Source organism: Streptomyces sp. NPDC051976, from assembly GCF_040680795.1.
In the GTDB taxonomy this organism is placed as follows: Bacteria; Actinomycetota; Actinomycetes; order Streptomycetales; family Streptomycetaceae; genus Actinacidiphila.
The window spans coordinates 1-6,077 of sequence record NZ_JBFAXL010000131.1; the positions used below are offsets into that span (position 1 = coordinate 1).

A 6,077-nucleotide genomic window follows, 5' to 3' on the forward strand; every position below is an offset into this window, starting at 1 on the left:
AGGGCGCCCCGGCACCCCACCCCCCCCCCCCAACAAAAAAGCCCCCCCCCCCCCCCCAAAAACCCAACAACAAAAAAAAAACAAAAACGGGACCCAAAAAACCCCCCCGGCCCGGGCCCCCCCCCCCCTGGCCCGGGGGGCCCCCCGGTCACGTGTGCGTGACCGGGGCGCCGCCATGGTGATGTCGTGCCGGGCCGAGGCCCGAGCACCCGCGCAGTCGGCGGGCCGCGCCTTCGAGGGGCATCGGACTGCCCCGCGCGGCCATCTCAGCGCCGCCTGCCGACATTCACCAGCCAGGCAGGGACGGCCAGCTTGCCGGAGGTCGGGCGTCAGGTGGGTCTGCGCGGGTCTGGCCATGACGGCCTGCGACCCGGTCCTGCGCTTCTCAGCGGGCGGGCGATGTCCAGGGACCGAGGCGGGAAAGCCGCATTGGCCGTTGTGGGCGGTCCTCGCGAGGGCTTGTCACATCGGGAGGGAGAACAGACGCACTGGCTCCGAAGGCCAGCGTGCGTTGTCGCGCAGGGGTGTCACCATGGTCCGCAGGGGCATGGTGACCAGGCGGTTTCCGGGTTGTTCGACGAGTACGTCCTTGGTGAGGGGGTTCCATCCAAGGCGCTGGTAGAGCGGCTCGAGGGGAGGCCGACAGAAGAGGAGCGCATGCTGAGGACCCATCGTGCGCGCGTGATCAAGTGCCGCTGCGACCACGCGCCGGGCCAGTCCCTGGCCCTGCATGTCGGGTGCGACGGCCACTCCCCCGACGCCCACCACCTCTGTCTCGGCCTCGCCGATCGCAACAGGCAGCCGTAGAAGGCCCGCGTGTGCCACCAGCCGGTCACCGTGCCTGATGCCGAAGTGGTCCTTTTTGGGCAGCCAGGTCAAACCGGCCGCGGAGACGCCGAAGGGGTCGTCGCCGTGACCGAGGATCTCGTCCTGGTCCGCCTTCGTGTATTCGGGGAGCCGCACCACAGCCGGTGCTGCAGAGGACTGGTTGTCGGACATCCCCCCATGATGATCTCTCTGCGCGGAACGGCCAAGTGATCGACGAACCAAGCACCGGGAGCGAGACCGGCGTGAGGCCGACCGCCGGAGTCCTGTGCCGCGACCCGAGCTTGAGCGAGGGCGAGGCGCTGGCGTCGGTCGACGGCAGCGACGGCCTGGCTTCGGGTCAGGCGTGCGCGGTGGTGAGGATGTGGCCGCTGGCTCCCAGCACTGACGGCGCGGTCTCCACGGACCGCAGCGCGTCCAGGAGCCGCTGCCGACGCTCGGGGTCGTCCAGGTAGGCGCCTGTCTCGCCCATCAGCCACGCGGCACCCTCCAGCCCGTGCGGCACCGCATCGTGGAGCCCGGCATCGGCGAACTCGTCGGCGATCTCCGCGGGGTCGTGGAAGTAGGCGTCTGTGAACAGGCCCCCGGCGGGCAGGTGGCCCGTCTTCAAGACCTGCGCGGTGCGTTCCGGACGTCCGGGCTCGAAGTAGCGGCCCGTCCTGAGCAGGTCGTGCAGCCCGGCGTACCGGCTGATCTGCGCCGCGGCGACCAGGGCTCCGGGCCGGGCGACCCGCCGCGCCTCGCTCAGCGCGCGGATCCGGTCCGCCCGGTGCGGCAGGTGGTACAGCGGGCCGAGCAGCAGCACGACATCCCACTCCCCGTCCCCGTAAGGCAGTTCGCGCGCGTCGCCGAGCCGCGCGGTCACCCCGCCTACCTGGGCCGCCTGCTCGACATGCAACGGCACCGGGTCGACGACTTCGACGTCATGGCCGTCCGCGACCAACCACTCGGCGTGCACCCCGCTCCCGCCGCCCACGTCAAGTATGCGCGCGGGTTTCGCAGGCAGAGCCCTCCGCAGCACGTCCTGCGTGCGCCAGAACTCCAGCCGTCCTTCCCCCTCGCGCAGCCGCGCATCCTCGTTGCCCTGGGAGTAGTACGCGAGCACGCTCGGTTCGAAGGTCACCATGCACCGATCATGGAAAGACCGTCCCGCGCGAGGCAACCCCATTTCCGTGATGGCGGAATTGCCCGCTTCGACGGCGCCGCCCCGCCTCCCACCCGCGGCCGCCGGCCGACATCGAACCGGGACCTCGCCGACCGCACCATCGCAACAGAGGACAGTTCAGGGACGTCCGGCCCAACGTGCGGGGGCCGGGCGCCGCGCCGTGGCGTGGCGCTGGATGTCAGTGGGCGCGTTTAGGCTCGGTTTGGCCATGGAGTCCGGGTGAGGAAGGTGAGTGTCATGTCGCGTGTTCGAGTGCACAACTTCAGCGTGTCGCTGGACGGTTTCGCCGCCGGGGAGGGGCAGGGGCTGGAGGCCCCGTTCGGGCATGCCGGGACTCGTCTGGTCGAGTGGTTCTTTCAGACCCGTGCCTTCAATGAGATGCAGGGCCAGTCCGGCGGCGGCAGCGGTGTCGACGACGCCCTTGCCTGGACCTGGGGTCCTGGGGTCGGCGCGGAGATCATGGGCCGCAACAAGTTCGGACCGCAGCGCGGGCCGTGGACCGACGAGGAGTGGAAGGGCTGGTGGGGAGACAACCCGCCGTTCCACACTCCGGTGTTCGTGCTGACGCACCACCCGCGCCCATCCCTGGAGTTGGAGGGTGGCACGGTCTTCCACTTCATCGACGCCTCGCCACAGGAGGCACTGCGGCAGGCCCGCGAAGCCGCGGGCGGCCTCGATGTGCGGATCGGCGGGGGCCCGGCCACGGTCAGGCAGTTCCTCGAGGAGGACCTGGTCGACCACCTCCATGTCGCCCTCGTCCCGATCGTTCTGGGCCGCGGTGAGCGGCTGTGGGACGGGTTGGAAGGGCTGGAGCAGCGGTTCCATGTCGAGTCGGTGACGACACCCAGCGGCGTCACCCATCTGACCTTCACCCGGCAGTAGCGCCGCGAGCCACGCCGCAGCGACGGATCGCGGTTACTCCGAGCTGGTGGAAGCCGCGGTTGGTCAGGGAGGTCCGCGTCCCGATAAGGTCCAGCCCGGCCAAGGTGATCGTCGCCGTGCACCAGTTGCTGAGCCAGGTCGCGACTGACGATCTGGCTCCGCACGCCAAATCAGGATCTGATGGTCCGGAGGATCCGCCAGCGGAACAACCTCCACCATGCCCACTACCTCGCCCGCCGCCTCGGCGACCAGGATCACCACCTCGGGCTCGCCCCCCGAGCACCGTCTCGAAATGCCTGCGCACCGCCGGTGCGCAGGACGGTCAGGCAGGCGTGGGCGGCCATGGCCAAGGCGATGCGGCGGTGCCAGCTGTCGAGTCGGCGACCAGACGGACACGGACGGAACCGCTCGACCGCCGCGCCGTCCGCGCCGCACGACCAATCGGCGTCCGGACGGCGTGTCCGACCGGCTGCGGCTGGATTCGCGGCGATCCACCGCGCGCACCCAGAACCGGGTCCAGCCCGGTCCAGGCACGCGCCTTCGCGGGCTCCCTCCAGCTGCACCATCGCCCCGCCGCGGTCAGCGAAGGACGCGGTAGGACAGGTGAGTCGCCGCCGGGGTCGCCACCACCCGGGTACGTTCCAGGGTGATCGAGGAGTCGAGCACGCCGAACAACGGCGTACCACCGCCGACCAGGACCGGGACCACATGCACGCGGATCTCGTCGACCAGGCCGAGCGGGAGGGCCTGCTGCATGACGGTGGCGCCGTGCAGCCCGACGACCTTGTCGCCCGCCGCCTTCTTGGCCTGCTCGATCGCGCTGACCACCCCGTCGGTGACGAAGGTGAACACCGGCGGGTACGACCTGGTCGGTGCCTGATGGGTAACCACGAAACACGGCACATCGCCCATCGGGCCACGCCGGCCCCAGCCGCCCTCCCCCTCGTTCTTCTCAAAGGACGTACGGCCCATCACCACCGCGCCCCAGTCACTGACCACCTGTTCCAAGATGGCCCGGTCCTCAACGGCGTGAACGGCGAGGCGCCAGGCCGTTCCCGCTCACCCTTGCGGGCCGGCCGCACGGCCACAAGTGATGTGGTCGATCGCCCCAGAACGGGGTCCAGTCCGCAAGACCCCGTTCTGGGAGTGGACCGTTACTGACGGGTAGTAGTGGTCTGCTGCGGGGGCGCGCCCCCAGGGGACGTGCCGTTGCCTGCCCGCCGGGCGCTGGACCTGGCCCGTGCCGCCTGCCGAGCGGCACGGGTCTTAGGGGCGCGCCGCTTCCGGGGCGTCGGGGTGTCCTGGGGTGTGGCTGCCTGTGCCACCGGCTCCGCCTTCGCCTTCGCCCTCTCGTGCTTCGTCTCCTCGCCGCCGTCCCGCGTCCGGTCCCCCTTCCGGTGCAGCATTGCCCGCTCGGCCGCCGTCCAGGTGGTCGTCGTCACCATGTACAACCCGGCCGCAAGCGGCACCACGGCCACGGTGATCAGCGTGGCGAACGACAGCAGCGGCATCACCTTCGCTATCCCGCCCAGGCCGGGCAGGGCGGACCCGCCGCCCGCAACCGGCTTCGGGGCGGCGGGCGTAGCGGCTCGTGCCCGGCGGAAGTTCCAGGTGGCGACTGCGGCGATCAGGGCGAACAGCCCGAGATAGACCAGGCCGTGCGGCCCGAAGGCCCCGCCGTCGGCGAGCGCCTCGCTCCAGTGGCCGCCAAGCGGCGCACCCAGCAGCGTGTGGTCGAGCAGGGCGCCGCCCCCGGTGGAGAACAGGTGGTACATCACGAAGAAGACAGGCAGTTGGAGCAGTGTCGGAAGACAGCCGGCCAGCGGCGAGGCGCCGGTCTTGGCGTACAGGTCGGCCATCGCCTTCTGCAGCCGCTCCGGGTTGCCCTTGTGCTTGCGCTGGAGCGCGGCGATCTGCGGGGCGAGCGCGGCGCGCGCCTTCTCGCCGCGGGCCGCGGCACGGGCAAGCGGGTGCAGCGCGGCGCGCACGGCGAGGGTGAAAAGGACGATGGCGGCGGCCGTCGCCGCGGTGCCGAAGAGTGGCGTGATGGCGTCGGCGCCGCGCGCCAGCCCATCGCCGAGAATGCCGAAAACGGACATGGTGGAACCCTCCACGGGTCTCGTCGTGCCGGAAGACATACGGATGTCGGCGTGACGAGCGGCGTGGACGCGATGAGCAGAAAGAGGTGCCCGAGGCGTCTACGCGGCCGTCGGGAGGGGACGGCCTGGTGCTCGGGGGCGCGCGCAGCCGGCCGCGTCGGGATCGCGCTGTGGCAGGAATGCTGTACGGCGCTCGCGGTCGCGGATGGCGGTGCGGATCCGGCCCGGTGGTACGGGGGCGGCGCATACGGCGGTGAGGAACGCGCTGCACAGCAGCAGCACTGCGGCGGTGGTCGCGGCGGCCGTCAGAGCCTGAGTCAGACCGGTCTGGGCCAGCAGGAGTCCGGCGAGCAGGAAGAGGAGCGCAGGGGTGTAGCGGCGCCAGGCATCGGCGATGCGGTACATCCGCTCCCCCTCCCCGTGCATCGTCCTGGTCGGCTTCCGCTCAAGAGTAGCCGCCCGCGGACGGGTGCGTAACTTGCCCTCCGTGCCGCCGGGGACGGGCGGCCATGCCGGGCTTCACCTCCGAAGCCAAGTGGCTTCGCTACGCCCGCTCCCACCTGCAACCCAGCGCGGCCGACTCGGTGCCGGGAAACCCAACAGCCGCGTCCTACAGGGCGGTCATGACGTGCTTGATGCGCGTGTAGTCCTCGAAGCCGTAGCCCGACAGGTCCTTGCCGTAGCCCGAGCGCTTGAAGCCGCCGTGCGGCATCTCGGCGACCAGCGGGGCGTGGGTGTTGATCCACACGCAGCCGAAGTCGAGCCGCTTGGACATCCGCATCGCGCGGCCGTGGTCCTTGGTCCACACCGAGGACGCCAGCGCGTAGTCGACGCCGTTGGCGTAGGCGACCGCCTGCTCCTCGTCGGTGAAGGACTGCACGGTGATGACCGGGCCGAAGACCTCGTTCTGGATGATCTCGTCGTCCTGGAGCAGGCCGGAGACGACGGTGGGGGCGTAGAAGTAGCCCTCCTCGCCGACCCGGTGGCCGCCGGTCTCGACCTTGGCGTGTGCGGGCAGGCGCTCGATGAAGCCGGTGACCTGGGCGAGCTGGTTGGCGTTGTTCAGCGGGCCGAAGAGCACGTCCTCGTCGTCGGGGCGGCCGGTC

The 6,077-nt window shown here is 70.9% G+C and carries 7 protein-coding genes; 1 reads left to right on the top strand and 6 read right to left on the bottom strand.

Annotation, left to right across the window (positions count from 1 at the left end; translation table 11 throughout):
- Nucleotides 1-462: 462 nt before the first annotated feature.
- Nucleotides 463-999 carry a GNAT family N-acetyltransferase gene (locus AB0M29_RS44845; protein ID WP_365393573.1) on the bottom strand — a complete coding sequence of 179 codons (537 nt, stop codon included), beginning with the start codon at nucleotides 997-999 and terminating at the stop codon, nucleotides 463-465.
- A gap of 166 nt (nucleotides 1,000-1,165) precedes the next feature.
- Nucleotides 1,166-1,951: a methyltransferase domain-containing protein gene (locus tag AB0M29_RS44850; RefSeq protein WP_365393575.1), complete on the bottom strand. Its 786-nt coding sequence runs from the start codon at nucleotides 1,949-1,951 to the stop codon at nucleotides 1,166-1,168.
- Between the two features lie 276 nt (nucleotides 1,952-2,227).
- On the opposite strand from AB0M29_RS44850, the gene AB0M29_RS44855 reads away from it, so the two are divergent.
- Nucleotides 2,228-2,872: a dihydrofolate reductase family protein gene (locus AB0M29_RS44855; protein ID WP_365393577.1), complete on the top strand. Its 645-nt coding sequence runs from the start codon at nucleotides 2,228-2,230 to the stop codon at nucleotides 2,870-2,872.
- Nucleotides 2,873-3,451: 579 nt separating this feature from the next.
- Here the strand turns inward: AB0M29_RS44855 and AB0M29_RS44860 are convergent.
- The 4 genes from AB0M29_RS44860 to AB0M29_RS44875 all read right to left on the bottom strand — a co-directional run.
- Nucleotides 3,452-3,883, bottom strand: coding sequence for a dihydrofolate reductase family protein (locus AB0M29_RS44860; protein WP_365393584.1), 432 nt, complete (start codon nucleotides 3,881-3,883; stop codon nucleotides 3,452-3,454).
- A gap of 143 nt (nucleotides 3,884-4,026) precedes the next feature.
- A complete protein-coding gene (locus tag AB0M29_RS44865) occupies nucleotides 4,027-4,971 on the bottom strand; it encodes a YidC/Oxa1 family membrane protein insertase (protein WP_365393579.1) in 945 nt (314 codons plus the stop codon).
- A 99-nt stretch (nucleotides 4,972-5,070) separates the two neighbouring features.
- Nucleotides 5,071-5,376: a DUF6412 domain-containing protein gene (locus AB0M29_RS44870; RefSeq protein ID WP_365393580.1), complete on the bottom strand. Its 306-nt coding sequence runs from the start codon at nucleotides 5,374-5,376 to the stop codon at nucleotides 5,071-5,073.
- A gap of 205 nt (nucleotides 5,377-5,581) precedes the next feature.
- A partial coding sequence (locus AB0M29_RS44875) for an aldehyde dehydrogenase family protein (protein ID WP_365393582.1) occupies nucleotides 5,582-6,077 on the bottom strand: 496 nt, incomplete at its 5' end.